At 32.5% G+C, this 25,178-nt stretch carries 25 protein-coding genes and 1 pseudogene; all 26 read left to right on the top strand.

The genetic code is table 11. The annotated features are described in order from the left end of the window. Nucleotides 1-2 precede the first annotated feature (2 nt). The 26 genes and pseudogenes from STERM_RS19440 to STERM_RS19325 all read left to right on the top strand — a co-directional run bounded on the left by STERM_RS19440 (nt 3) and on the right by STERM_RS19325 (nt 25,178). Nucleotides 3-524: a hypothetical protein gene (locus STERM_RS19440; protein ID WP_012863324.1), complete on the top strand. Its 522-nt coding sequence runs from the start codon at nt 3-5 to the stop codon at nt 522-524. A gap of 3 nt (nt 525-527) precedes the next feature. Beyond that, on the top strand, nt 528-659 hold the full coding sequence (locus STERM_RS22750; RefSeq protein ID WP_012863323.1) for a hypothetical protein: 132 nt from the start codon (nt 528-530) through the stop codon (nt 657-659). Between the two features lie 143 nt (nt 660-802). Then, nucleotides 803-1,363 carry a hypothetical protein gene (locus tag STERM_RS19435; RefSeq protein WP_012863321.1) on the top strand — a complete coding sequence of 187 codons (561 nt, stop codon included), beginning with the start codon at nt 803-805 and terminating at the stop codon, nt 1,361-1,363. A 291-nt stretch (nt 1,364-1,654) separates the two neighbouring features. Next, nucleotides 1,655-2,575 carry a replication initiator protein A gene (locus tag STERM_RS19430; RefSeq protein ID WP_012863320.1) on the top strand — a complete coding sequence of 307 codons (921 nt, stop codon included), beginning with the start codon at nt 1,655-1,657 and terminating at the stop codon, nt 2,573-2,575. After that, the gene (locus STERM_RS19425; RefSeq protein ID WP_169305423.1) at nt 2,572-4,416 is read left to right on the top strand and encodes a toprim domain-containing protein; all 1,845 of its coding nucleotides are present in this window, start codon (nt 2,572-2,574) and stop codon (nt 4,414-4,416) included. Before STERM_RS19430 ends, STERM_RS19425 begins: the two co-directional genes overlap by 4 nt. A gap of 4 nt (nt 4,417-4,420) precedes the next feature. Continuing rightward, entirely contained in the window at nt 4,421-4,690 is a 270-nt protein-coding gene (locus tag STERM_RS19420; RefSeq protein ID WP_012863318.1) for a hypothetical protein, read from the top strand. A 12-nt stretch (nt 4,691-4,702) separates the two neighbouring features. Continuing rightward, on the top strand, nt 4,703-5,509 hold the full coding sequence (locus STERM_RS19415) for a hypothetical protein (RefSeq protein ID WP_012863317.1): 807 nt from the start codon (nt 4,703-4,705) through the stop codon (nt 5,507-5,509). A gap of 17 nt (nt 5,510-5,526) precedes the next feature. After that, nucleotides 5,527-5,715, top strand: coding sequence for a hypothetical protein (locus tag STERM_RS19410; protein WP_012863316.1), 189 nt, complete (start codon nt 5,527-5,529; stop codon nt 5,713-5,715). Between the two features lie 78 nt (nt 5,716-5,793). Next, complete coding sequence (locus STERM_RS22335; RefSeq protein ID WP_012863315.1) at nt 5,794-5,943, top strand: hypothetical protein; 150 nt, start codon at nt 5,794-5,796, stop codon at nt 5,941-5,943. A 175-nt stretch (nt 5,944-6,118) separates the two neighbouring features. Continuing rightward, complete coding sequence (locus STERM_RS19405; protein WP_012863314.1) at nt 6,119-7,048, top strand: terminase small subunit; 930 nt, start codon at nt 6,119-6,121, stop codon at nt 7,046-7,048. Between the two features lie 2 nt (nt 7,049-7,050). After that, nucleotides 7,051-7,506 (top strand): phage terminase large subunit, encoded by a 456-nt coding sequence (locus tag STERM_RS19400; protein WP_041310142.1) that lies wholly within the window; start codon nt 7,051-7,053, stop codon nt 7,504-7,506. Nucleotides 7,507-7,798: 292 nt separating this feature from the next. Continuing rightward, nucleotides 7,799-8,647 (top strand): annotated as a pseudogene (locus STERM_RS19395) (PBSX family phage terminase large subunit); the annotation flags it as partial. A 2-nt stretch (nt 8,648-8,649) separates the two neighbouring features. After that, the gene (locus STERM_RS19390; RefSeq protein ID WP_012863313.1) at nt 8,650-10,836 is read left to right on the top strand and encodes a phage portal protein family protein; all 2,187 of its coding nucleotides are present in this window, start codon (nt 8,650-8,652) and stop codon (nt 10,834-10,836) included. Next, entirely contained in the window at nt 10,826-11,395 is a 570-nt protein-coding gene (locus tag STERM_RS19385) for a phage virion morphogenesis protein (RefSeq protein ID WP_012863312.1), read from the top strand. The genes STERM_RS19390 and STERM_RS19385 overlap by 11 nt, the downstream gene beginning before the upstream one ends. Nucleotides 11,396-11,411: 16 nt before the next feature. Beyond that, entirely contained in the window at nt 11,412-12,284 is an 873-nt protein-coding gene (locus tag STERM_RS19380) for a hypothetical protein (protein WP_012863311.1), read from the top strand. Between the two features lies 1 nt (nt 12,285). Beyond that, a complete protein-coding gene (locus STERM_RS19375; protein ID WP_012863310.1) occupies nt 12,286-12,663 on the top strand; it encodes a hypothetical protein in 378 nt (125 codons plus the stop codon). 12 nt (nt 12,664-12,675) lie between these two features. Continuing rightward, entirely contained in the window at nt 12,676-13,674 is a 999-nt protein-coding gene (locus STERM_RS19370) for a major capsid protein (protein WP_012863309.1), read from the top strand. 11 nt (nt 13,675-13,685) lie between these two features. Beyond that, entirely contained in the window at nt 13,686-14,021 is a 336-nt protein-coding gene (locus STERM_RS19365) for a hypothetical protein (protein WP_012863308.1), read from the top strand. Continuing rightward, nucleotides 14,022-14,417 carry a hypothetical protein gene (locus STERM_RS19360; protein ID WP_012863307.1) on the top strand — a complete coding sequence of 132 codons (396 nt, stop codon included), beginning with the start codon at nt 14,022-14,024 and terminating at the stop codon, nt 14,415-14,417. It begins immediately after the preceding gene. A 3-nt stretch (nt 14,418-14,420) separates the two neighbouring features. After that, nucleotides 14,421-15,359, top strand: a complete 939-nt coding sequence (locus tag STERM_RS19355) for a phage tail tube protein (protein WP_012863306.1) — start codon at nt 14,421-14,423, stop codon at nt 15,357-15,359. Between the two features lie 12 nt (nt 15,360-15,371). Then, on the top strand, nt 15,372-15,962 hold the full coding sequence (locus tag STERM_RS19350) for a hypothetical protein (RefSeq protein ID WP_012863305.1): 591 nt from the start codon (nt 15,372-15,374) through the stop codon (nt 15,960-15,962). Then, nucleotides 15,962-16,198 carry a hypothetical protein gene (locus STERM_RS19345; RefSeq protein ID WP_012863304.1) on the top strand — a complete coding sequence of 79 codons (237 nt, stop codon included), beginning with the start codon at nt 15,962-15,964 and terminating at the stop codon, nt 16,196-16,198. Before STERM_RS19350 ends, STERM_RS19345 begins: the two co-directional genes overlap by 1 nt. Nucleotides 16,199-16,210: 12 nt before the next feature. Then, nucleotides 16,211-21,988, top strand: coding sequence for a rhoptry family protein (locus STERM_RS19340; protein ID WP_012863303.1), 5,778 nt, complete (start codon nt 16,211-16,213; stop codon nt 21,986-21,988). Nucleotides 21,989-21,990: 2 nt separating this feature from the next. Then, nucleotides 21,991-24,279: a hypothetical protein gene (locus tag STERM_RS19335; protein ID WP_012863302.1), complete on the top strand. Its 2,289-nt coding sequence runs from the start codon at nt 21,991-21,993 to the stop codon at nt 24,277-24,279. Continuing rightward, a complete protein-coding gene (locus STERM_RS19330; protein ID WP_012860734.1) occupies nt 24,263-24,556 on the top strand; it encodes a hypothetical protein in 294 nt (97 codons plus the stop codon). The genes STERM_RS19335 and STERM_RS19330 overlap by 17 nt, the downstream gene beginning before the upstream one ends. Before the next feature lie 10 nt (nt 24,557-24,566). After that, nucleotides 24,567-25,178, top strand: coding sequence for a hypothetical protein (locus STERM_RS19325; protein WP_012860735.1), 612 nt, complete (start codon nt 24,567-24,569; stop codon nt 25,176-25,178).

Raw genomic sequence — 25,178 nt, 5'->3', positions numbered from 1 at the left:
TCATGGATAATAAAAAAATAGAGAGTTTATTGAACATAACATATGAAATACTTTTGGATCAAAATAAAAATATAGAAAAGAGTGAAAAGAAACTAAGCGAGTTAGAAGAAACTTTAAGCGGAAATGATGAGAATTTTTTCATTTTGAGAGGTTTGAGTGGATCAATGGTTTCAGCGTTGCAGGAAACAAAAAAGGATTACTTTTTGAACCATATTAATGATTTTATAGGAGTAAATAATCTAAGCTTAGAAATAAAAGAATATGCTTTGAAAAAAATCTCAGGAAACTGTGATGATGAAACTGAAAGTATCAGAGGAAATTTAAAATATAACGAATCCTCTACAGAATCAAAAAAGCTGGAAAAAGAAATGAAAGAAAAATTTTCAGGTGAAGAAAATACAGTATTTGAAATTTATTTAGAATTATTAGTTGATATACAGAGTGAAGAAAATCTTTTGTTTTATGAGGCAATGCTTCAAACGGGAGCATATTTAAACAAAATAGAAGAAATTACGGAGGTTTAAATAATGGGATTTAAAGAAGAAGCTGAATATATTGAAGTGAAACTGACTAACGGACGTACAGCTTATTTAGAAGTGATTGAAGGAGAATTAACAGGTGTTGCACTAGAGTGGATAAAGGTTAGTGTAGAGTTTTAATAAAATATGGAGGTTTAAAACATGAAAAATAAAGTTTTTACGGAAAAAACAGGAGATTTTGAAATATTATTTGAGAAAAGCGGGGATAATATCAAAATAATAAATGTGATTGAGGATATTTCAGAAAAGGTTGTGATCTAGATATGAATAGAGAATTTTTAGAAAGTTTATTTGATGAAACTTATGAAATAGTATATGCAAATTCAGAAGAGGCTATAATGTTAAGACGTAAAATAGTAGAAAAAATAGAAATTTTAAAAAGTAAAGAAATAACTAAAATAAGTATCTTTGATTTAAATCTGCAAGGACTTGTTACAGATAAATTACAAAGCTTTTTTATGGGAAACATAAATATATTCAAAGAAATATATGGACTTGACGAAGACAATAAGGCTGAAATGATAACGGCTTTAAAAAATCATTCTGAAAAAATTGTAAATGATTTTATAGACAATGCCCCTACTTATGAATCAAACCTAAAAGAATTTATAGAATTAAAAGAAAAATTCCGTCCTGAATTAAATGAAAAAAAACGTGCAGTATTTAAAGAATATGAAGATTTACAAACAGAGAGAGAAGCTTTCATTTTAGAACTGAAATTCGAAGTAATGCTGAAAATAAGTGAGTTTTTATATAATATCGATAAAATAAAAAAAATAGATTTTATGATAGAAAAAAAGACCCCCGAAGAAACAGAGGTCTAATTACCTAAAACTAGCTTCTTGCTTCTATTGGCGTAGGATAAGAAGCTAGTTATTATTTCTTAAATTATAACATAAATGAAAGTAAAATAAAAGCCCTCTAAAACAGAGGGACATAAGGAGATGTTCGTTTTGCCAGCAAACATCTTAAAAATTATAGCATGAAAATAAGTGGAATAAAGAAAAAAATCTCCCTAAATATAGGGAGGGATACTTTATGTTAGATACTAAATGAATTATAACATAAAAATTAATAAAAATATATAGTGAAAATAAAAAATAGGAGTGATTGAATTGAGAAATATAAAATCTAATGACTTATCAAATATGATTTATTATCAGGTTCCCAAATGGTTAATGGATCTGTTTATAGATAAAAAAATATCACAGGGAGCATTTAAAACATATATCCTTATGTATGATAGATTGAAATTATCTGCTGGGAATAAATGGATAGATAAAAATGGAGATGTATATATCAAATATAGTTATGATGAAATGACAGAAGATTTAAACTGTTCAAGACAAGCTGTATCAAATAATCTACAGGATTTAGAAAAATTAGATTTAATAGATAAAAAAAAGAATTTCAGTTCAAGTTCTACGTTTTATTTAAAAATATATTCGAAAGAAAATGACAATAGTCAAGAAAAGTTTACTAGTCAAGAAGACTTTACTAGTGAAGAAAACTTAGACTGCCGTGAGTCTACAAAACTTGACTGCAGTAGTCAAGAAAACTTAGACGCTAATAAGAATAACTCTAATAATAATAAATATAATAAGAATAACAATAAGGAAAAATTCCAAAATTTAGAAAATAAAAATTCTAGTACAGAAGATGAGGATGCATCACATATTGATGAAGTTATTTACAACATATCCGTAGTTAACAGAATAAGGCAAATCAATAAAAATCAAGTGGAAGGTGATCAGATTCTGAGGATATTCCTGGAAAAGAAAATATTGGAAGAGTTAGTATTGTGGATATTGGATTTTTTAGAAATGCGTTCCAAAGGAGAAAAAATATATATTCAAGAAGTCAGAAGTGTAGTAAACCAGCTTATCAATAAATATAGCAGTGATGAAATAAGGATAAAAGCTTTGGAACATGCAATTGCAAGCAGACATAATTCAATAGTTTATGAAGAAAAACAAGGGAAAACAGGAGATGAAAAGACAGGCTCATTTTTGGACGGAATAAAAATAATTAATTGATTTTAGGAAAGGAAACTATGAATATAGAAGACTTCATAAAAGAACATTTAGGCGAATACAGGATAAAAGGGAAAGAGGCAGTAATAAGAATCTGTCCGTTTTGTGGCAGAGATAAAAATAAATTTTATATGAACATAGAAACGGGGTTGTATAATTGTTTTTCAGGAAGCTGTGGAGAAAAAGGAACTATCGAAACTCTGATGAAACATCTGGGGATAAACCAGAAAGTAAAAAAGAAACCTGTTGAGAAATCAGAAATAAGAAACACTGAAAAAATAGAATTAAATCGTGAAAACTATTCAAGTATAGGGGTACTGAAAGAAAATAAAATCATATCCAAAAAACAGGCAGAGTTTCTTGAAAACCGAGGAATATCATGGGAGACAGCGGCGGAAATGGATGTATGGGTAAGAAGATCAGATGGTTGGTTGACTTTCATATACCGGAATAAAAAAAGAGTTCTGGCAGTAAAGTACAGGGATATAAATAAAAAAGATTTTAGACTTACAAAATCTGAGGATATAAATCCTTTATTCAACATTCACAGAGTTACGGGAGAAAGCGTAATAATTTGTGAAGGAGAAATGGATGTGCTGGCCTGTGCAGAAGTGGGAATGAAAGATAAAGCAGTATCAGTTCCGAATGGTACAAATAATTTAGGGTGGATAGAATATAACTGGGATTTTTTAGAGAGCAAAAAAGAAATAATCCTTGCCTTTGATAATGATACAGCAGGAGAAAAAGCTATAAAAGAAGTGCTGAAAAGACTGGATATAACAAAATGCAGATACTTGGACATGAAAGGGGAGAAGGATTTAAACGATATTCTCATAAATCTAGGAAAAGTAGAGCTATTGAATATCCTGAATAATCCGCTGGAATTTGAAATAGAAGGATTACAGGATATAACAAATGAGAAAATGGACACCGGAAGTACAGAGGCGATATTTTTTGAAATGGAAAGCCTTGATAAACAGTTTGGAGGCTGTAGATTTGGAGAATTGACAATAGTATCAGGACAACCCGGAGCAGGAAAGTCAACTATCTTAAATCAGATCATATGTGATTTTGTAAATCAGGATGAAAAAGTTTTTTATTATTCCGGAGAGTTTCCAAAAGCAAAGGCTAAGAGGTGGTTATATACAGTTTTCGCCGGAGCTGATAGTCTGACTGAAGAATACGATAAACATAAAAGACGAAATAAATATGTTTTGAAACCCGGAATAGAAAGACAGATAGATAACTGGGCAAAGAATAAAATCTTCATTTATGATAAAGGGACAGAAGCAAAGCAGAATGAATTATTTACCATCATGAAATACGGATATAAAAAACACGGGATAAGATTATTCTTTTTGGATAACTTAATGACAATAGGTCTTGATGAAGTAAATGATGATAAATATGAAAATCAAAAGAATTTCTTAACAGAGTTACATGATTTTGCAATAGAATACAATGTTCATGTTTTTTTGGTAGCTCATCCTAAAAAGACGGAAAATAAAAAGATCCAGGATTTATCATTTTATGATATAGCAGGGAGTTCAAATATTCCTAACCTTGCTGATAATATTTTATTTATGAAAAGGTTGAATGAAAAAGAAAAAGAAGAAATGTACAATAAAATGGGTCATAACTATACAACGGCAGCAATTTTATTAAAAGATAGGGAATATGGTGAAATGGGAACAACATCATTCTTTGGATTTCAATATACGGCAAGAAGATTTTTTAATCCTGAGACTAAGATAGAAATACGAAAAAAATATAGATGGGTAGAAAATCTGAGAAAACTAAATGATGAAGATCTGGAAGAAATAGAAAAACTACTTGGAGTGTGATTTTATGGAATTAGACGAAGCATTAAAGGTATTGAAAAGAGCAATAAGAAAAATAAAGGAATATGAAACAGGAAAAGTGCAAGAAAATTTAATTGTAGAAGGCAAGAATTTTAAAGGTTGGTATATTCAGGCATATAAAAATAAGCAGTTAGATTTAAAATTCTTTACAGGCTGGATAAAAATAAATAATGTATTTGAAGAATTTGTGAAAGAAAATAAAATGGAATCCATTAATGGACTTAATAAAATATTACAAGAATTTGGAGAAGAATAAGGAGATGAGAAGATGTCAAAAATATTAAGTATAAGTGATAAAAAAAAGAAGAAACTAACAATAGATGAGAGATTGGAACATACATTAAACATGCTAAATAAGCTAATGGCAGAAGGTGTATTCACAAAAAAAGGAGAATCACAAATAATGAAAATGGCAGAAGATGTAAAAACTATATTAGGCTGTCCTGATAAAAGTATAAGGAAATCTTGGGTTGTGGCATGTGATAGTGAACGTGGTAAAGCCAAAATACCTGAATATAAGCATATTACATTACTTGGTGATTTTGGGCATGAAAATGAAGAAATGCACAAATTGTTTGAATTAGAAAAAATGGTTTTATGGGAATTACATGGAAATTTGAATGGTAAGAAATGTACTATAAAAGATTTAAAAGGAAATATCTTAAAAAATGGGGCAATAGAGTTATTGTTTTCAGAAAACGAAGATAGAGTCGAATATGGGATAAGAATATTGTTAGACGGCGAAATTTTACGTGATATAGCCTTCAATGAGTTCTTTTATGTGACAGCAGATCATGAAAGTTTTGAGGTAGAAGTTTTAAATGGAGATGATCGTTTTCAAATAGAAGCAGAGATATTAATAAGTAATGAAGATACAGTCTTTTATACAGAGTGTCTTTCAAGAAGAATGAAAATGATGAGAGAGTATATGACGCCGGAACAAAACGAAAAATTTGATAATATGACCATAAATTGCTTGAGTGACATAATAGAGTCGGATATAGGAGTGAAACCGGAAATTGAAAAAGAAGGCGATTTTATAAAAGTAACAACAGAGGAACCAACGATTAATTAAAAAGGAAGTGAAAGGTGATGGTGAAGAACGAAGGATTTTCAAATTATACAGATGAGGAGTTAAAAAGATTGAGGGAACATGATTTATCTTTAATAAAAACATTACGAAAAGAGAGAAAAAGTATGATGGAGGATATAAAGATAATTACTTTGAGGAAGAAGAGCGTAAGGGAAGAGTTGATTAAAAGAGGGATGTTTAAGAAATAGTCTTATGTAAAAGAAAAATGTGAGAAGAAATAAAATAGTTGAAAAAAATTAAAAATAACGATATAATAGAGGTATAGCATGAAAAAAGACTATTTGTTAAAGAGATTATCAGAGTTTTTAGATAAAAAACAGACCGGAACATTTGTTATAGAAATAAAGCCTAATGGGGATTTGACTTTGGATGTAAATCTGAAAGAGTTAATAAAAAACAGCAGAGATAGAACATGATGTACGCAGGAGCGACCATGTAACAGGAAGGTTTTAAAATAAAAAATTAAAATACAAAAGAATAAATATATGATGTACGCAGGAGCGACCATATAACAAAAGATTTGATTAGAAATAATCAGATTAAGTTATATGGTCGCTTTTTGTTTTTGGAATGAGGTGAAATGTGTGAGATATGGCTAAATATGAAAAAAAGGACATAATAAAAATACAGAAGATATACGAGAATACAGATATTAGTCTTAACAAACTTGCTAAAAAAGAAGGGATAGGTAAGGCAACTATAATAAAGTGGTCACAAGATTATAGATGGGCGAAAAAAGAAAAATCCGACCAATTGCCGACCGACCAGGAAGAAAACCGACCAAAGAATCCGACCGAAAAAGACAGCATGGTCGGGGAAATAGAAAAAACGGAAAAAATAAGTTTTGCTGAAGAAATAATAGAGCCAGTACTGGAAGACGTGGAGGCTACGAAAAGGCATACAATATTTACAGGCAAAGAAAAGATGTTCATTACATACTACTTCCTGTATAAGTTCAATATAAAAGCGGCAAGTTTAGCAGCAGGATACAGTAATGAAAGAGAAGGAAACCGGATATTAAGGAAACCGAAAATACAAAAAATAATAAGAAGAATAAAGCAAATACTAATAGAAAAAGCTGGATTAGACTTCACAAAAGAAGACCTTATAGAAGAGCTGTTTATTAATTTGAAAAAGGCAACAGGAGAAATACCACAGGTAAAAACATTTATGGTAGATAAATTTGATAAAGATACTACTCCGATTACTGTAAGAACCTTCCAGGGAAAACTTGAGGACGGAACGGTAGTAGAAGGTACTGAAATATACGGGGAACTTAAAGAAGGAAGCTTTAAAGATGTAGTGAAAAATAAGATAAATGAGAATTCCTATCAGGTTCCCGAAGAACATTTAATCCGGGATACAGATTTAAAAGCAGCGAATATGACAGCGAAACTACTTGCAGAATTATTCGGATATACAGATAACTCCAAACTGGCCAGAGAGAAATTTGAACACGAGAAGGTAAAAGATAAAGAAATAGAGTTAGAAGAAAAAATAGAATATGTAGAGGATGTATAAGTATGGAAATAAGACTAAGTGAAGTAATAGGCAAAGGATACAACACATTCTGGAATTCAAGGCAAAGATACAGAGCAGTGAAGGGAAGCCGTGGAAGTAAAAAGAGCAGGACGACAGCGTTATGGTTAATCTATCACATAATGAAATACAGAGAGGCGAATGCTTTAGTTGTAAGAAAAGTATTTGATAATTTAAGGCAAAGCTGTTATTCAGATCTGGAATGGGCAATAAACAGACTTGGAGTAAGACATTTATGGAAATCATCAAAGAGTCCTTTAGAACTAATATTTAAACCAACAGGACAGAAAATCCTGTTCAGAGGGCTTGATGATCCACTAAAATTAACATCAATAACAGTATCGGAAGGATATTTGTGTTGGTGCTGGATTAAGAAATCGGTTCAGCACATAAAAATAAACTCCTCTAATTGCTGGAACACCCTAACTAAATTGATTTAGAGGGCAATCAGCAGCGAAGCATAATAAGATTAAAAAACAAGGAAAGTATACATGTGATATACAAAAATACATTGAAGACTAGTATTTTAAAGAAAGTAGATATTACATGTAGAAATATTATGAACGTTCAACGACTATCGAAAGTAGAAAATGTTCTGATGAGTAGAGTAGGATTCAAGTGAATTCGAAACGGGGAGCACTCAAATGAGTGAAGATATAGTCTGAACTGTATGGAAACATGCAGAGGATAAACGGAAACGGTTTATTCGTAACATAAAGCGAAGAAGCATATCAAATAATGGATGAGGATGCCTTTAATAAACTGGATTTATCCATAAGGGGAAAATTACCTGATCATCTCTGGAAACAAATAACATTTACTTTTAATCCATGGAATGAAAGACACTGGCTGAAAGCAAGATTCTTTGATACAGAAGACGAGGATATACTTGCATTAACTACAACTTACAAAGTGAATGAGTTCTTGGGTGAAGATGATAAAAGAATTTTTGAAAAGATGAAACGGGATAATCCTAAAAGATACAGAGTAGAAGGTGAAGCAGAATGGGGAATAGCAGAAGGTCTCATATTTGAAAACTGGGAAGAAAAAGAATTTGATTACAGAGAAGTATCTAAAAGAAAAGGAGTAGTTTCAAGATTCGGACTTGACTTCGGATATACGAATGATCCATCAGCATTCATAGGTTATCTTGAAGATGAGAAAAATAAAGAAATATATGTATTTGATGAATTCTACAAGAAGGGTATGCTGAATGATGAAATAGCAAATCAGATTAAATATATGGGTTATGAAAAAGAGGAAATAATAGGAGATTCAGCCGAACAGAAGAGTATAGAGGAAATAAAAAGGTACGGAATAAGAAGAATAAAGCCCTCAGTAAAGGGAAAAGACAGTATACTCCATGGAATACAGCTTTTACAGCAATACAAAATATACATTCATCCAAAGTGTGTAAATACTATAACAGAATTTTCAAGTTATATATGGGATACAAAGGATAGCAGAGTGTTAAATAAACCTGTAGATGCTTTTAACCATATAATAGATGCAATGAGATACGCAATATATAAACAGCCTAAAAAAGGAATAGATTTAACTAGAAAGATAATAGGAGTGTAGAAATGTTTTGGAAAAATAAAAAACCAAGAGAACCTTCATACGTAACTGATAAAAGAGTGCTCCAAAATATAGCCAGAAATGTGATAGATATAAACAGCTATGATATTGAATACAGAAATGTCTATGAAGCACGAGAATTACAGGAAATATACGAATATATTGATATAAATACAGCGGTATCCACACTAGTGCGAGGAATAACATCAAGGGAACTAATATTTACCAGTGAAAATGGAAAAATAAATAATCCGGAAGAAAATATACTGATTGAAGAAGGTCAAAAACGGATAAACAACATAAAGGGGAAAATAAACTTTATCAGAGAACTGGCCAAAACACCATTCCTCAAAATAACAGTCCATGAAGTAATCTACAATGATAAGTTTGAAATAGAAAGACTGGATTTTATCCCAAGAGAATTAATCCGGTATGACAAGGAAAAAAAGCTATTCTACATACAGAGTAAATTATCAGAGAAGATATATTTAAATAATCCGATGAAGTGGCATGTATCAATTTACAATGAGGATGTAACTAAACCATACGGGGAAACTCTGCTAAAGCCGATACTAAAGACCTATGAAGAAATAAAATATATCAAAGGTAAGATGAATGGGATAATAGAAAAGTACGGTGGAACTATAGTTTTGTTTGGCTACAATACAGCATTAGAAGACGACGAAGTTATGAAAACAGCGTTGGAACTAAAAAAAATGATGGATGGAAATTCTGTTGGGATGCCAAGTGATGGGAATTTAAAAGATAATCTTGTATTACTGAGGCTTGCTGATCTTAATGTAGAAATCCATACACTACTAATGGAAAAACTGGAAAAAAAGATCTTTCAGAATATCTTGGGAAGTACCTTAACCTTAAATGATGGCAGTGCAAGTGGAAAAGGAACACAGGCACTTGGAACAATCCATCAGGAAGAGAAAGAAAAAGTAGAAGACGGGATTGCTCTTTTTGTAAGGGAAGAATTAGATAAAATTATAGATATAGACGGCTTAATCCACGGATATGATCCTAATCAGTATTACATAGAAATAAACAGGCAGCAGGATCGGAAAAAAGAACTTGAAATAAAGAATCTGGAGCAGGACGAAGTAAATAAAAAAGCAGACCTGATAGTAAAGCTATCACAGGCAGGGTATGAGATAGAGGATACAGAGCTACAAGAAATATTCGGGTATAAGACACTTAAAAAGAAAGAACAGCAGATTACAAATCCATTTACAGAATTTTCCAAGAAAAATACTGAAGATAGTAATAAAAAGACACTTGAATATCTGGAAAGACTCAGGAAAAGAATAGTACCAGATATTAGTAAAAAGATAGTGAATCAAATAAAAAATATTACTTCTATAGAAGATATCCAGAATATAGATACAGGAATAAAGGAGCATGAAAACAGCTTAATCTTATCAGAATTATGGGGACAGTATTTAACAATCAAAGACAGGGATAAAGTACAGAAAAAAGAATTTGCTTCATATACTCCAGAAGACTTTCAGGATATATTCAGAATGCCTTTTAATGAAGCAACAAACTGGCTGTTATCAAGAGAACCTCAAATGTATGATCAGATTCAAAGAGTAATGGAGAGATACAGGACTAATTACTTCTGGATAAAAAGAAGTACGGACCTAGAAGTAACAAAAATATTGTATGCAGAATTACTGAAGAATCTGGAACTTGGCCAGACGTTCGATGATTTTAAAAATAACTTAGACATTGATAGTTTAGGCTTTGGAGAAGACGGATATTATCTAAGGCAGGTATTTGACCAGACAATGATAAATGCCCAAAGTGTAGGTCACTGGGAACAATTACAGGAAGGAATGCAGTATGGATTCATCTACGGTTTGTATGATGCCATAATAGACGGCAGAGAAACAGTGATATGTCGAGAACTGGACGGGAAGATATACAGACTGGATGATCCGTTTTGGATGAATTACTATCCTCCAAACCATTTCAAATGCAGAAGCAGAGTAATAGCATTATCAGAAGAAGATTTACAAACATATGGTTATTCAGTAACAACAGGAAGACCTGAGGGAGAACCACAAAAAGGCTTTACAGGAAACATAGGCGAAAACTACATATCAGGTATAAAGAAGCAGGTAAATCAGAAGGAAAAAGCAGTGAATGAATTGTATGAAAAGGTGACAGGATATGAAGCCTAAATTTAAAGTGGTGAAAAAACTGAAGAATCTTGAGAAAAGAGTACAGGCAGTAAAGAATATGTATGATGTAACTTTCCTTACAGCAAAAATATCAAAAGATATGGAAAAAGAAGTAGGGCTAAGGTTTAGAAATGAGGTAGATCCTGAAGGCAGGCCATGGAAAGGATTAGCAGTAAGTACACTGAATAGAAGACAGGGCTTAACCAGAGCTCAGAGAAAAGTAAAGACAAGAAGACGCCGAGGCAAAACATATAAAGAGATAGAAGCAGAGATGGGACTTGATAAAGGAGGAGCATCCAGTTTGTTTCGAGCTGGGAAGAAAAGACAAAGTACGAGACCAAAAATATTACAGGATCAAGGCTATTTAAGAGGATCAATAAAAGCAAGGCATACAAAGACAGAAGCAATAGTAGGGACAAGTATGAAATATGCAGCTGTGCATAATTTTGGAAGTCCCAAAAGAAAGATACCGCAAAGACGATTTATGGGACTAAACAGAGGTCAGAGAATAAAGTATAAAGACTGGATAATAAAATGGAAGAAAGGTCAGTTAAGATAAGAAACGAGGTGAAATAGTGAAAATAAAAGTATTTAAAAGTGGAAAATATCCACAGGGCGAATATGACAAGGAGAAAGTCAAAAACATATTCTCCAAAGCCAAAGATACGGAAGCAATATTTCTGCATACATCTCTATGGGCAAAAGATGAAACACCTTTGAATCTTGGTAAGTTTAGTAACTATGAATTTAAAGAATCAGGAAATGAAGTAGAGGTATTTGCAGATTTGGAACTAAATGAAACAGGAAAGAAATTTTACCATGGAAAAGTATTAAATGGGGTATCAGTGGAACTTCCCAATGATGAGTTAACAAAAATAGCAATACTACCCAATAAAGTAAATCCGGCAGTAGAGGGGGCAGAGTTTCAGGAATCACCCATATTTATGGAATTTCAGGAAATAAAAGAAGATAATCCACCCAAAAAAGAAAAAGGAGAAGATGAAAAAATGGATAGAAAAGAAGTATTAGATACATTAACAAAACCAGAAATAGAAGCACAGGCAGAAAGATTAAATATAACAGTAGCGGAGAGATTAAAGCCAAAAACACCAGAGGAGCTGGAGCAAGAAATAACAGCAAGAATAACAAAAGAAGCAGGAGATAAAGCCAAAGTACAGGAGTTCATGAAAGAACATGACAAAAAGATAGTTCCTGCTTTCAAACCATTCTTTGAAAAAATAGTGGAAGAAAGCTTAAAAAGTGAAGTAAACTGGGAATTCAATAAAAAAGATACATCACTTTATGACGGATTACAGGAATTTATGAAAAAGATGCCGGAATTCTCAGGATTTAAAAATTATTCAGAAAACATAGAGTTTGAAGAACAGGGAACATTATCAAACAGTCCGTTTTCACAAGGACAAAAAGTAATAGAAGGAGGAAATTAATATGTCAAAAATGGGAATAGAATCAGTAGAGAAAAAACCTGATTATAGAATCATAGAAACAACAAGAACGGGAACATATAAGGCAGTAGCCAATATAACAGTTCCTGATGGAAAGTTAGTAATAGTAGCAATAGATAACTCTGATCCTGCTATTGCTCAGATAAAAGAGTATGACGGAACAGCCGGAGATATAATAGCCGGAGTAATAAAAGAGAATGCCATTGCCGGAGAAAATTCAGTAATAGTAAAAAGAGGGAAGCTGAACATAGAAACAATTGATACTTCAAATATATCAGGTCTTGAGGATTATGAAGTATTTGAATTACTGGAACATCAAAATCTGTATGTTGAAAAACTATCAGAAAGACAAGAATTTTAGGAGGAAATAATAATGGATAATAAAATAAAACAGATACTGTACTTTGTAGGAATACTAAGCAGGATAGAACCAACAGAAAAGACCTTTTATCTTGATATGTTAAAAGGAAGCAAAATAACAACACCGGCCTCAACAATAATTTATGATGCATATGTGTCAAAGTATGTAAGAGCTCAGTTAATAGGGAATGATGATAAGACAAAAGGGAATTATGCAGGAAGAGAAGGTTACAATAAATTCAGGGTAACACCGGGAAAAATAAGAGAATATTACCAGTTAACAGCAGATGATGCAGCATATATAAGAGCAGGAGACATAGCATATTTCAATGGAAAAGAGAGAAAAGCAGAGGATTCATTGTATGAAAATGTGGCTACCTATTTGAAAAATGCCATAACATCAAGAATGGATTTAATAGTAGCAGAACTGTTGTCAGAAGGAAAATATTTTGCTGATACAGGAGAAGAAATAAAGTTCGACATACCAAGTGTGCAGACAGTAAAGAAAAACGATGTATCGGATTTTAAAAGCTTTCTGAGAATAATGAAAGAAAAAATAACAGAATATAAAAGAAAATCCTTTGATACACCAGACAGAATCCTAGTAGGTGAAGAAATAGTCAACGATTTAATAGATGATGAATTTTTCATGAATCAGATAGATAAGTTAGGTTTGGCGAATGTAATGGTAGATGACAAGTATGTAGCTATTGCAAAGGTATTCAACCATTTACTGATAGAATCAGACCCGATAGTAGATATGAAGGGAGCAGACATAAGTATAGCCAAAGGAAACAGAATGACGATGCTTGCGACAAAAAGACTGCATCCGGCATTTGCAGGAGTAGATGTACTGGATTCATCGGGAATGCCAAAGAAAATAGCCTCAGAATACATAATGAGAAATGATTCAGATGTATTAAATGCAACAGCTATATTTGTTGGTGAATCATGCTTTACACCAATAATATCAAATCCAAAATCGGTAGTAAGAATAGATGTAACTAAGTAGGAGAGATGAGAATGGGAGCAGATTACGAGCTCCCTCAGGCTCTGAAAGACACCTTGGAAAGGCTCGGGTATACATCAGAAGAAATAGACAAGAGAATAGAAAATTATTCAGAGGAATCTCGTACATATGTGAAAGCAGAGCTTGAGGGATTTGAAATGACGGAAGCAGAAATATGCCTGATAAGGAATAACTACATCCAATATAAACTGTTTGCAGATGTAGAAATGGATTCAATGGTAGAAGATAAAAGGATATTTTTGAAAGATTTCATAAACAGCATAAAGAAAAATAAACTGAGACTACAGCTTGAAAAGAAAGAAAAACCAAGAAGGATAATGGTGATTTAATTGCTTGAGATATTAAAAAAAAGAATAGAGGAAGTAAGTGGAAAAAACTGTATATCCGGATTTGCAGCAGACTTTCCATATGCGATGTTAACAGGAAATAATATAATAATACAGCCGGAAAGTCAGGAAAGCAGGACAATAGGGCTGAATCACCGAAAAGAGATAACAAGAAGAGTAAAACTAATATATGGAAGATTTAATAAATTAAAGACTGGTTCACTGGAAGAAGTAGAGTGGGTAGAAGAATTTTTAAGTAATCTTGAAAAGGACAGGGAACTTCTAACCCACATAATAAATATGGATCATCAATATATAGTGGGGATTGAAAAAAACGGTGAAAATGACAAAACAGGATATGTAGTATTTCAGATATATTTAGATATAAAGGAGAGATAATAGATGGAAGTAAGAGTATTAGTAGGAGTCCAAAGTGGCAGAGGAACAGCCGAAACATCAACAATGTACAGACTGGCAAGTACAGATTTTGGAATGGCTCCGAGTGTAGACAAGACTACATCAGAAGCATTAGGCTCAGGAAGATGGGAAAGAGATGGTTTTGTATCGAAGATAGCAGTAGAAGGAGATTTGCCGGTAGAGGCGACAAGAGAACAGTTAGAGCTGCTTTTTTATGGAGCAGGATTTGATGGTGTAGCCGATTCAGTAGATCCTGATTTATGGATAATAACCCCGTCAAATGCGACAAAAAACTGGCTGACAGTAGGAATGGATGATATAGATAATGATATGTTTGAGTATTCAAAAGACTGTCTAATATCATCAATAAACATAAGTACGTCAATAGCAGCCTATGTAACAGCCACAGCCAGTATGATAGGAATGGACTTTACAACAAACAGTACAGGATACACAGGAACAGAAATAGCACCTAAAGGAGAACCACTGATTTGTCTGGGAACAACAATAAAACAAAACGGGGTAGATATAACTTCAAAAGTAGAAAGTATAGATATCAATATAGATAATAAGCTTGAAGGAAAGCAGTCATTAAACTCAGAGTACTACAAGGCAATAAGACAGGGAGAACGTGGAAGCGTAGGGATATCAATGACATTCAATGAATTTGACAAACCAACATATATACAGGATTTAAGTGACATAAAATCAAATTCATCTTATGAAATAATAACAGAATTTGCAGAAAGAGGAAATCCTGCCAAAATATTTAGAATGACTTTCCCAAATTGTAAAGTAACTAAATCAGAGAGAACCGATATAGGAGGAGCAGGAGGACTAACAAAAGAGGTATCAGCCTATTATGATGAAACAGAAAAAACACCTGTAAAAATAGAAATATTAGATTACGCAAGTATTCTGTAATAAGGTGATGATATGGCTAAAAAGAATATAAATGTAATAGACAGAAGTAAGGATAAACCTGCTTCTGTCTCTGATAAAAAAGTAAATACTGAAAAGAAATATGATAATGAAAAACTGAAAGTGGATAATAAGAATCCCGATAATAAGGATTTAAGAAATACAGGTCAGCATATCAAGGAAGAAATGCAAAAGAATGAATCACCAGTAATACCGGAACAGAAAATAACGGATATAAGGACTTTTGGTTCATCAGATTATTGTATAGTAGTGGAAATGGTAGGGACATTTAGAAATATGTGGAACTACTTAAATAAGAAAATGCATATCCGAAGAATAAAAGAAGATACTAAAGACTTAGAGATTGTCCCAATAGAATTTGAATTGGGAGAAAGCCGGGAATTTGAATTACTACAATCTCAATTAATAAAGATAGTAATAGAGGGAGTAGAAGTAGAAAAAACACAAGAAAACTTACTGAAATTTGCAGATAAAAAAGGGGCAGATTTTTTAGAAGCAATGCTGGGTTTAATAGAGGAGAATATAAAAGAACTGGGAAAGTTGAGAGCCAAAACTATGAGTCTGAATATTACAAATGTGCTTTGATGATACTAAAAGGCCACAAAACACCGGAAGAGCGATTAAATAGAATAATATCTGACATTTCAAGGTATATGAATTACCTTGGAATGGTCAGTTTAGGAATGGCAGGCGGTCAGTATGAGATAAAGTTTTTGCCATATTCTAAATCATATGATGAACATCCGTTTTGGCTAATAAATAAATTGGAATACATAAAAAATATGGTAAATAAAGGATTGTCAGAAACCAAGAAGAAGTAAGGAGGCTAAAAAGTGGAACAAGACAGAATAGAGACGGTCTTAAGTGTGGTAGATAACTATACAAGAGAAATAGAAAGATATAGAAATGAACTAAATACTGTAACCCGTCAGATAAATAGTATGGGAAATACATCAGGTGGAGCCACATCAGGAGTTCAGAAGCTGGCAGCCTCCTTAGGAGGGATAAAAGGAATTCTGGCCGGTCTTGGAATAGCAGTAGGAATAAAGGAAATAGGGAAACTAGGAATGAGCTGTATAGATGCAGCCTCAGAAATAAAAGAACTTGATAATGTACTGGAGCAGGTATTTGAACGAGGAAGTAATGAAGTAGTTAAATGGGCCGACAGTATAAGTACGAATGTAGGAAGAGCAAGTTTTGAATTACAACAACAGGCAGCAATATTTGGAGCAGTATTTAAAGGAGCAGGAATAAAGACAGAAGATCTTCATGATATGTCACTAGCCTTATCAGAATTAGCAGCAGATTTCAGTTCATTTTACGATAATGATATGAGTGAAGTATTTACAGCCTTAAAATCAGGATTAACAGGAGAGACTGAACCATTAAAACGTTACGGGATAATTTTAAATGAGACAACAGCAGCAGAATATGCTTTATCACAAGGAATAAAAACAAAGTGGAGAGAAATGTCAGAAGCCCAAAAACAAATAGTAAGATATAACTTTCTAATGGAAAAAACAAAGTTTGTACAGGGAGATGCTGAAAGAACAATAGACAGTTATGCCAATCAGGTAAAAGTACTTAATGCATACTGGGACAGTATAAGCAGAACTCTTGGACAAAAATTTATTCCTGCCGGCGAAGATACTCTCCATGTAATTAATAGTTTAATGGGAACTATAGATGGCTGGCTGAATAAACCAACAGCAGGAGGATATATAGGAGAATTTCTAGGAGAAGCATCAGAAATCCAGAATCTTGCAGCAGAATATGAAGCATTATCTAAAAAAGCAAGCCTTACAAATGATGAGGAATCAAGGAGAGTACAGATATTTTCTGAATTACAGACAAAATATCCGGATATACTATCAGGGATAAGCGGAGAGAAAAGTGCATACAGGGATGTAATAACAGCTCTTGATGATGTAATAGAAAGGCTAAAGGAGAAAATAAAGCTTCAGATAATGGAAGGCTTTTCAGATGAAATGGCCAAAGAAGTAAAGAAATTTACAGATAAAATAAATAAAGCCATGGAAACAGCAAATAATATAAAAGTAAAAATAGCAACAGATTTTAACATAGATGCAGATAAATTTGTAACTCCTCAAATGATAGAAGAGCTGAAAAAGTCAATGGATAAAGGTATGGCAGAGCGAATGGCAGCTACAGGAAAAATGACAGCAGAGTTTGAAGATATGCTGGTCCAGCAGGGAGTCAATGATAAAAATGCTATATACATAGCCAGAATGTTAACAGATTATGCAGCTAACCAAGTAGAAGTAATGCAAAAACAAGAGCAGGGGTATGTAAAACTTGAGGATAATCTGACAAAAATAGCTCAAAAGAGAGATAATACAATAGAAATATTTGATAAGTTTGCCAGTTCAATAGAAGCAGGTGATAATCAGATATTACAAGGAATTTTCTCGGTCAAACAAGACATAAAGAATAATGCAAATAACATAATATCAAATTCAAAAATAGCTCAGCTGGAATCAGATAAATATATAGCCGGAGTGGTAAGAGATTCCAAAGGAGAAGTAGTAGGAAGAATAGATGGAAGTGAAAAAGCTCTGTCAATGGAAATGTTACAAGGATTTTTGGAAACTAATGATCATATCACAATAATGGGAAGTGAACTTCATACGACAATATCCAAAGGACTAAACGGAATGTATAACATAGTCCAGAGAAGTGCACAAAATGGAGTAGTTGTAAATGAAACTGATAAAAATGCCGAGAACCTTGAAAAAGCAATAAGAGGATTAAGTAAAAATATAAATAAGCCAAATCTTGGAGATTATAATAAAGCGAGCGGAGGAAGCAGTAAAAATAAAGGTGGAAAAGGAAAAAGTCCAGAAAAAGATAAATGGGAGCAGATGCTTGAGAGTCTAAATAAACAGATAAAAGATTTTAGTATTAACAGTGAAGTATTGGCAGGAAAAATAAAAAATGCCAGAAATGAACTTGATAAACTGGAAATAAGTAAAATAATAGATTTTAGAGATGCCCTAGACTGGTCAAATGCCGAAGTATTACAATCCTTCATAAAAATAAAAGAAACATCAAGGGATTTAGCAAGAACTCTGGGAGATAAAGGAGCAGTAGAGCAATATACACAGGAAATAAAGAAACTGAATGAACAGCTGTATTTTGCCAATACTTCGAAGGACTATAAGAAAAAGACAGAAGAGCTAAATTATGACATAAAAAAAGATGATAATAAGCAGGTTTACAATGAATTAATAAAAAATATGGCAGAATACTTTGAAGCATCCAGTATAGACTTAGAAAAAAGATATACAGAAGGAATGGACGATTATGATATTTACTTAGATAAACAGATTAAGCTGTTAGAGGGAATAGAAGATACATTTGATAAATTGGGATTAACCAATAAAAAACTGGCAGCAGTAATGGAAAAGGAAGCCTTAATAAGAGAAAAAAACCAAAATAATGTAATAGATCAAATAAAAGAAATAAGGGCAATGGGCGAGCTATTGGGAACAGATCAGAGCGAGGTAGACAAACAAATAGCAGATGTATATAAAAATAGTTCAGAAACAATAGCAAAATCCATATACGAACTTACTAAGAGGATAGAGCAATTAAAGAAAAATACACCACAATCAACAGAAGTAAAAGAAGAAAAAACGGAAAATCCGGTAAAAAATATAGCAAAATCTGATAAAAGCACAGAAGAATTACAAAAAGAATTAATCTTTATAAATTCAGAAATAGTAAAAAATCAAAAAGTTTTAAGTGAATTAAATAGTCATCTATCTATATTGCCGGAAAACTTAAGAAGTAAACAGGAAGAAGAGTTTAAAAGGAATATAGACTTATGGCAAAAGCTTTTGGATAACGCCTATGCTAAAAAAGAACAGTTAGAATATAGTCTTGGGACACCAGCAGTAGTAGCAAGTACGAAAAAAGATGGAGAAATAACAGGGCTGTTAACAACAGAAGACAAGAAAATACTGGAAGATTTTAATATAAAACTTGGAGAGCAGCTCAAATATATAACTCATGGAATAAATATAGATTTTAGCGAATTTAGTACTATTGATGACATAAAAGCCATGTATGATGAAACACAAAAACAGTTATCGGAATTATCAGGGAAAAAAGATAATGCAGTAAATAAGAGCAAAAAAGAAACATATACAGTTTTACTGCAATCATTATCAGAAATACTTAAAACGAATACGGGCAGGGAAATAGTAAATAAAGGTACACAAAAGACAGTAAAAACAACGAATATAGGAGAATTAGAAAGATTAAAAGCAGAAGAAACTGAAAAACTTGTCCAAGCTCTGAAAAATGAAAGAGAACAAAGGGAAATAGCAAGACAAAGTTCACAAGTATATGATTTTGAAAAAGGAATAGAAGATCTGTTTTTAAATATAAATCCACAAGGAATACAGGAAAGTCTTATATCCGGAGTAAAAGACCTGTTTGATAAAGCAGTACAGGGAACAGATATTTCTGGAATATATAATAAAAAGTATAGTGAAGTATTTGGAAATGCTTTCAGAGAAGCAATGGAAGGCTACACAGCAAGCGGAGATTATCGGAAGGATCAGATAGAACAAGAAAAAATACTGATAGAAACTATGCAAAAACTGGCTACAAGTTCAGATATGGCAGTCAGAAGCATAGCAAATCTTACCTTATTTGATACAGTAAAAAACCAGTTAGATGAACTGGCAGGGCATTTATCAACAGCAGGAGAAGTACTAAAAGATGATTTTTTAAAGAATCTTGCCACAACAGTGGAGAGTTTATCGGCCTTAGCAGAAAGTCTTAAAAACACATCACTTACAGGAAACAGTAAAATTGGGAGTGTATTAAGCGGAGTAGGAGGTTTCCTTTCCAATGTAACATCAGGAATAGGAATGGTAACAGGACTTGTGAGTACAGGGGTAGGATTATTCCGAAGTGCAGGAGATCTTCTAGGATTTGGAAGTAGTAAAAAGCAAAAGGCTAAAAATGAAGAGGAAAGAAAAAAAGCAGCAGAGTGGTATGAAAAACAATTCAAAGAAAATACAGACCTGATAAAAAGTATAAATGATCTTACAGGTTCTATAGTAGATTTAAATACAAAACTTATACAGAATATAGCTTCTGATACATCAGATAAGAATATTGCAAAACAGAAAAATTATTATGATAACCTGATAAAAACTACTGGAAATTTATTTGATGAGAATATTACAGCTACAGGTCATAGTACGAGTAAAAAAAGAAGACTATTCGGGTCTAAAACAACAGATTCATATGCTACTTTAAATCAAAGTTTTGAAGAATATTTTGGTGATGCATGGAAATATACTGCGAGAGATTCAAAAAGTCTGGAACAATTTTATGATTCTTACTTAGAGAATTTTGACCTTAATTCTTTAAAAAATAAATTAGGGAAAAAAAGCCTTGATAATCACAATATTGAGGAAGTAAAAGGACAGTTCCTAAGGTTCATTGATGATATAAAGACAATGGAACGACACTCTGCAAATCTTCCAAAGAACGGAATACTGGAAAGTTTTGAGGGTGTGGAAGTAGTTGATGTCTTTGAACTTAGAGATGAGTATCAGAAACAGCTTGAGAGTATTTACAAAGGAATGGGAAAAGATCCTGAGAATTATAGAGAAGAAATTTTAAATCAGGTAAATGCTCTTATACAGGAAGGCGAAACAATAATAAGTGCTTTCAATGATGTAAAGTCGGCTTTTTATGGAAAGATAATAGAAGGTGACGAAACAATTATGTCATTAGCCACAGGAATGGAAAGCTATTTTACAAAGCTGAGAACAAATATATCAAAAGTATTTTATGATATTAATTTTCAAGGCTTAGAGGAAAGCTTTAATAATAAATTTGCAAATATCTCAGATAAACTTGCAGACTTTAGACTATCTGGAAATACAGACTTAAATGCTTTTGTAAATGAAAATCTTAATTTTTGGAATGAATTTACAATGCTGAAAAGTACTGAGAATATAAAAAATGATATGAATGAAGTTCTGAATATCTTGAAATCACAGGCTAAAGGTGCAGGGTTGAGTGATGATGTAATTAATGCAATGTTTCCTGATTCAGCAATTGATGATAAGGCAGAGGATATAAGAAGTGCTTTAGAAAAAGCAATGAGAGATGCATTAGATACTAATTCATTCAGTCAGTTCAGCATGTCACTCGGAGACAGCATATACAGTTCAGTAAAAGATGGACTAATAGAAGCCTTTTATGAATCAGAAACATTCAAAGGTCTGGCAGAAAAGTATTTCCTAAATGATGAATATACAAAAGCACTGGAAGGAGCAGGAAGCTTTAAGGATGCATACGATATTATTAAAGCACAGCTCGATAAAGCAGAAGTTCAATTGCAGGCAGAAGGATTAGATTTCAGAGGGACAAACTCATCAACAGGAGAATATTATGGTGGGTTATCAAATAGTTATAAAACAGCCACAGGACTTCTGGCTAATGATATAAATATAAACTACACACTTAATAATTATGGATTTTTAGAAGCAGAAGACTTTTTAAAGAAAATGGTAAAGACAGTAAAAGAAGAATTACACAAATCAAGTAAGAAGGAGGTCTAAATATGTTCACACAAAGCTATATAGATAAAACATACCTAGAAGAAAATAATTTAAAACACCGGATAAAAATATTCAATAAAACTAAAAATGTAGATATATCGGAATATCTGGATAATGATACTTTGGAAATATCAAAATTTCTTGAAAATGAAACACAGAGTATAGCAGCTAATACTTTAGACCTTACTTTTTTAAAACCGGATGCAGATAAATCCGCTGAAAAAGAAGTAATATATTTTACAGATAGCGACAAGACTTTTGATGTATATGACATGCTATTTACAGATTTTAAAGATAGTCACGAGAATAATATCATAAATTTAAATGATGAAATCCATGTAATAGATCTGTTTGATGGAGAAGAATTACTTTTGTTTGTTGGAATAGTAGCAGAGCCTGTAGTTAGACGGGAACATCTGAGAACATATATAAAGCTGAAACTGGAAGATAAAACATCTATAGGATTTAAGAAAAGATTTGACAAGGATTATGTATATCAGGGTCACTATGTTTATCATTCAGGGGCAAAGAATTTATCTCTGATGTACAAACTGGCCAAAGAGTTAGGATTTGAAGATAATGATATAGAAATAGAGGAAATGAAGCATACTTTAGGAGATTACATAATAATACCTGTTGCAAAGTTTGAAAAAGACAAAAGTATTATGGAAGAACTTGCGGAATTAGTCCGGTCAGTAGTGGGGGATATCTGGGTAACCCGTGAGGGAAAACTCAAAATTACAAGTCTTTTGAATCAAAAAGATACTAATATTGTAGATTACAAATTGAAATATGGAAATATACTAAATTATCTGGAATCAGCAGTAACAAAACCGGAAAGTAATAAAGTAGAAGTGTCATTTACAGAAAATAAGACAGAAGCAAGACAGGCTGTATTTATTCTTGCAGGACAGAATGCAAATTATGAAGCTGACGATGCAAAAGTAAAAGTACCTGCAAATACACTAACCAATAACGAATATTGGCAGATAAAGTATCTGACTGATTATGTAAATAATCTTGAAAAAACTCCTGAGGTAGTTGCATATATTCCAAATTCAGACGGAACAAAGACATATATAACATACACAGACTATGAATTGGTTCTTGATAATGACGGAGGAAAAGTAAAGTTTTTTAATCATACTACTTCGGATATCTTCATAGAGAAGTTTAAACTGTATGGAGAGCCGATCAAAGTATACGAGGGAAATACTGTTACTTATACAGAGAAGAATTTAGCAGATCATGAAATAGAGCTTTACACATATGACAATAAATATATTCAGGATATACGACTTGCCCAAAGTGTTGCAAGATATTTATATTTTAAAAATTGTAGAGAAAAAACAACACATAAAATGAGGACTAACAGTATTCCATTTCTGGAATTACAGGATGTTGTGAAACTTGATTTTGAAGAATTAACCGCAGATATACAGTTAACAAAGATAACACAGAAGCAAAATGAACTTGAGATAGAAGCTGTAGAATATGAGGAATACAAACCTAATACAGAGTATTTTGAGAATCAGAAGTCCAACCTTTTCGATGAATCATATCTAAATAATGGTTATGTTGAATGGGGAAATATAAAATATCCTGCAGATAAACCACCAACACCTATTAATTTAGTTCCAGAGAATCTACATTTAGGAGTGGGAGCAAAATGGGATAAAGTAAACAGGGATGACATTCAGGAATATATAGTGTATATGAAAGGCTTAACTGAAAATGGGGATTATACAGGACTGAATTTAAAATTTAGCCGTGGAAACAGTACTCACTTTTTAGCAAATACGGACCCGGGATTTTATGAAATAAAAGTATCCTGCGTAACAATGGCAGGGATGGAAAGTGACCAGTCAACTGCTGTAATAGCTAAGTCACTTGAAATAACTGGGGAACAGATAGGAGTGGACGGAGATACAATAGTTGTTGATACAGGAAGTAAAAAATTAATATTGGGAACAGTTTACGCTAAAAATATATCAGCTGATAATATCCTTGCAAGACATATAGCAGCGAATCAAATAGAAGCGAAGCATGTTAAGGCAAATACAATAACAACAGATAAAATACTTTTTGGAGCAGGAGATGCAATTCAGAAAAATGCTTCCGGGGGAATAGAAGTAAAATTAATTAATGGAAATAGTCTTGATATATCCGGAATGCTACAGGTGTACAGTAAGGCAGGGCTTACAGTATATAACAATACTACAGATGCAAACTCTACTAAAAAGACTGTGATACAAGGCGGGATGATTATATTCTATGAGAGGTCTCCCTAGCACGGGTAGTTGGTACAGAGTAGCAATAACAACAATATCAATAAGAAATACAAGTCCTGTATATTTAAAAAATCTTGAAACTTTAACCGTCTATACTAATTCAACAAATGCTTCAAATACAAATATAATAGTAAATCCCATAATGCTCGAATCAACAAGACTGACAGAGGGAGCAATAAGTACAACAAAGAGAATTGAAAACGGTAAAGTAGTATTTGACCTAAAACCACTTAACTGTAATGCAAAATTCAATTATCAGGTATTTGAATATAATTAAGGAGAGAAACATGGGAAACTGGGAAAAGAAAACAGTACTAATTAAAAGAAAAATGTTTCCAATATCAACCGGAATACAATTTAAACTTTCAGATTTGACTGATGGATTAGCTTGGGGAGATCATGTTGTGAGGGCAGGCATAACTAATATGGAACATGGATATGATACTTTTTCTACTGAATGCGAAGTAGTGAGAACCGGTCATGATACCTATTATACGAGAATATGGAGACAGGGAGTAATAAGTGAGGGAATAGTACGAAATTACTCTATTCCTTATACAGGATTCGGAGCAATTCACACTATTGTAAATGAAGTAAATTTTGGAGGAATATCGATCTACATAGCTGTGCATGACTGTATTCCACCGCTACAGGTATTAGTATTGGTGAATGATGAATACTGGCTTCTAAATCAGGTATTCAATAATACAAGTTTTAGTATATCAAATACTCTAAAGGTTCCTGCAACAGATTATGTCACAGGAAATGTAAAGGTACAGTTAATACCACAAACAGGACAAATATATACCACAACAAGAGCAGATATATCTTTTAGTAAATTTGTAAAAACCAGAAATGAAATAGCCGGAACAACGAATGTTTTAGCTTATGAGGTGTAA

Origin of the sequence: Sebaldella termitidis ATCC 33386 (assembly GCF_000024405.1) — a bacterium.
Lineage (GTDB): Bacteria > Fusobacteriota > Fusobacteriia > Fusobacteriales > Leptotrichiaceae > Sebaldella > Sebaldella termitidis.
Note: the sequence above shows the minus strand (reverse complement) of the source record. Positions and strands in the feature narration are given on the sequence as shown.

What these genes read in the sequence shown, in the direction of transcription:
- STERM_RS19440 (WP_012863324.1), top strand. Translation starts at nt 3, where the DNA reads ATGGATAATAAAAAAATAGAGAGTTTATTGAACATAACATATGAAATA.
- STERM_RS22750 (WP_012863323.1), top strand. Translation starts at nt 528, where the DNA reads ATGGGATTTAAAGAAGAAGCTGAATATATTGAAGTGAAACTGACTAAC.
- STERM_RS19435 (WP_012863321.1), top strand. Translation starts at nt 803, where the DNA reads ATGAATAGAGAATTTTTAGAAAGTTTATTTGATGAAACTTATGAAATA.
- STERM_RS19420 (WP_012863318.1), top strand. Translation starts at nt 4,421, where the DNA reads ATGGAATTAGACGAAGCATTAAAGGTATTGAAAAGAGCAATAAGAAAA.
- STERM_RS19415 (WP_012863317.1), top strand. Translation starts at nt 4,703, where the DNA reads ATGTCAAAAATATTAAGTATAAGTGATAAAAAAAAGAAGAAACTAACA.
- STERM_RS19410 (WP_012863316.1), top strand. Translation starts at nt 5,527, where the DNA reads ATGGTGAAGAACGAAGGATTTTCAAATTATACAGATGAGGAGTTAAAA.
- STERM_RS22335 (WP_012863315.1), top strand. Translation starts at nt 5,794, where the DNA reads ATGAAAAAAGACTATTTGTTAAAGAGATTATCAGAGTTTTTAGATAAA.
- STERM_RS19405 (WP_012863314.1), top strand. Translation starts at nt 6,119, where the DNA reads ATGGCTAAATATGAAAAAAAGGACATAATAAAAATACAGAAGATATAC.
- STERM_RS19400 (WP_041310142.1), top strand. Translation starts at nt 7,051, where the DNA reads ATGGAAATAAGACTAAGTGAAGTAATAGGCAAAGGATACAACACATTC.
- STERM_RS19390 (WP_012863313.1), top strand. Translation starts at nt 8,650, where the DNA reads ATGTTTTGGAAAAATAAAAAACCAAGAGAACCTTCATACGTAACTGAT.
- STERM_RS19385 (WP_012863312.1), top strand. Translation starts at nt 10,826, where the DNA reads ATGAAGCCTAAATTTAAAGTGGTGAAAAAACTGAAGAATCTTGAGAAA.
- STERM_RS19375 (WP_012863310.1), top strand. Translation starts at nt 12,286, where the DNA reads ATGTCAAAAATGGGAATAGAATCAGTAGAGAAAAAACCTGATTATAGA.
- STERM_RS19370 (WP_012863309.1), top strand. Translation starts at nt 12,676, where the DNA reads ATGGATAATAAAATAAAACAGATACTGTACTTTGTAGGAATACTAAGC.
- STERM_RS19365 (WP_012863308.1), top strand. Translation starts at nt 13,686, where the DNA reads ATGGGAGCAGATTACGAGCTCCCTCAGGCTCTGAAAGACACCTTGGAA.
- STERM_RS19355 (WP_012863306.1), top strand. Translation starts at nt 14,421, where the DNA reads ATGGAAGTAAGAGTATTAGTAGGAGTCCAAAGTGGCAGAGGAACAGCC.
- STERM_RS19350 (WP_012863305.1), top strand. Translation starts at nt 15,372, where the DNA reads ATGGCTAAAAAGAATATAAATGTAATAGACAGAAGTAAGGATAAACCT.
- STERM_RS19345 (WP_012863304.1), top strand. Translation starts at nt 15,962, where the DNA reads ATGATACTAAAAGGCCACAAAACACCGGAAGAGCGATTAAATAGAATA.
- STERM_RS19335 (WP_012863302.1), top strand. Translation starts at nt 21,991, where the DNA reads ATGTTCACACAAAGCTATATAGATAAAACATACCTAGAAGAAAATAAT.
- STERM_RS19330 (WP_012860734.1), top strand. Translation starts at nt 24,263, where the DNA reads ATGAGAGGTCTCCCTAGCACGGGTAGTTGGTACAGAGTAGCAATAACA.
- STERM_RS19325 (WP_012860735.1), top strand. Translation starts at nt 24,567, where the DNA reads ATGGGAAACTGGGAAAAGAAAACAGTACTAATTAAAAGAAAAATGTTT.